Origin of the sequence: Moorena sp. SIO3H5 (genome assembly GCF_010692395.1) — a bacterium.
In the GTDB taxonomy this organism is placed as follows: domain Bacteria; phylum Cyanobacteriota; class Cyanobacteriia; order Cyanobacteriales; family Coleofasciculaceae; genus Moorena.
Genome location: NZ_JAAHHS010000701.1, coordinates 1 through 2,042, shown reverse-complemented (window position 1 = coordinate 2,042; position 2,042 = coordinate 1). Strand labels below are relative to the sequence as shown.

The window sequence follows — 2,042 nt, the reverse complement described above, 5'->3', positions numbered from 1 at the left end:
GCTGGCCCGAATGTACCCCCCCGATACACGCCGCTCTTCCGATCTGTAAACCTTCGCGACTGAATTCAAACATTGGTACCAAGGGTCTAATCTCACCAGCGGTGGTGCCAGTCCAACGGTTGCAAGGCATGGGATTAAGCCAAGCCATGGCACGCACTTGCTGTTTGAGTTGTCCTAGAAAGGCTTTGGTCAATTCAATCCGCTGAGGGTTAAGTCCACCACGAGCAGCACCACCATCGCTAAACATCAAAACTACAGTCCACTGGACAGCAAGCTGGGAGAAAATCATGGTAGTGGATTCTGCTTCAAGCTGATCACGGTCGTGATAGAGGTAATCCACTGGACAATTGTGAAAATAGTAAATAGTGGTTTTACCCCAGCGTCCAGCTTGTAAGGCAGTTTCTGTTAGCCGATGGGATAGCCGATGAAAGGGTATCATTGAGCCACCTTGGTCGATTAAGAGTAATAGCTCCGTACGATTGACCCGAGGGGAGATAAATACCGGCTCTAGCAATAGACCTTGCCGTCCAATCTGGTTAACGGTTGCTTCGATGTCTAGTTCTGTCTTAGCTCCTTCCCTGACCAGACCCCGCAAGTAACGCCAGCTTTGTTTCATTTGCCTACGGGTAACGGGACAGTATCCTGTAGTGATCACAATGCGATCGCTAAACCCTGGCTTAGTCTTACGAGAACTCTGCCTTACTGTTTTCGCCATTTGTAATTCATCTACTCCCGGAATGATTCGTGGAGCTGGACGAGTATAATCTTGTATTGGTACTGGCTTAAACAGATTTTCTTGGCGGCGATTTCGATATTTACGAATGTTCCTCAAGACCCATAGAGTCAATAAAGATCCTCCACCTAGAGTTACGATAACTGGAAAATTATTAAAGAGAAATATCGTATTATTTTCACCATTATTTGGAAAAAAATTAGGGGCGTTAACGTTAACGTTAGTATTTGGGTTTTCTGGTTCTGGTTTGTCTAGTGTGATTGGTGCTTCTGGGTTTATCTGAGTTGGTGGTTTTGGAGTAATTAAATTCCCTATAATAATGCCAATTCCAATAAAAATTACTCCTCTTATCAACCAATAACTAACTTTTGGTGAATAGTTATTGTCCTGTGAATCACCTTCATCTGTGGTAAAATTATAGAAACTATATGAACCTTTACTAGTTGGAATAAATTCGTCAAAGTACTTATCAAAAATATGCTTTTCTTCTTGGGACTTCACCCATAAGGTACAGCACAATCGTGCCAACGCTTCCCGGTCTGGAATCCCAAAACCAGCCTGCAATGCCCGCAATAAGGCTTCATACTCACCGATTCCCAAAGGTAAGCCAGCATCTTGCAGTTTTTCAAACAACTCCATTAAGGGTAAGTCATTGACCTTCATAGCCTTTTTGAGTTTAGATAGCGCATATGGTCATTGACGCTTTTCAGCAATACACCAGGATAGGGGAGTTTTCCATCCAATTGTGCCAAAATTTCATCGGTGGGATGGCGGCGCAGTACCTTGAACCAATCAATTAATTCGCTAGTACTAACCTTTTTACCACTATTCCCTTTATCTGTTTCCATTTTCCGACGCAATTCCTGAAAGCGACTTACAGTCTTCTTCACTAGCGTCTCCGGTGATTTCGGAAAATGAGCATTAAGAATGTCAATTAACTGGTGATAAGGAAACTCAACATAATGAAATAAACAGCGGCGTAAGAAAGCATCGGGTAAATCTTTCTCGTCATTGCTAGTAATAAAAACAATTGGGGCTTGGTTGGCTATTACTTCTTCACCGGTTTCATCTACAGTAAATTGACGTTGATCAAGTTCCATTAATAAGTCGTTAGGAAAGTCAATATCCGCCTTATCAATTTCATCAATTAACACCACCGTCAGGGTTTCATCCCGAAATGCATTGCCTAACGGGCCCCAACGTACATAGGTCTCGGGATTACTAATACGGGGGATATCCTTTGGTTTAATCATGCCGGTTGCCGCTAACTGAGCATCCCGCAAACGAGCCACAGTATCATAGATGTAAA

2 protein-coding genes are annotated in these 2,042 nt (G+C 43.1%); both read right to left on the bottom strand.

What is annotated here, in order from left to right; all coding sequences use genetic code 11:
- Positions 1-1,396: hypothetical protein (locus F6K52_RS35695; protein WP_293089845.1), on the bottom strand; the 1,396-nt coding region annotated here is incomplete at its 3' end.
- Positions 1,393-2,042 (bottom strand): MoxR family ATPase (locus F6K52_RS35690; protein WP_293089843.1); only part of this gene is annotated, 650 nt, incomplete at its 5' end. The genes F6K52_RS35695 and F6K52_RS35690, both read right to left, overlap by 4 nt.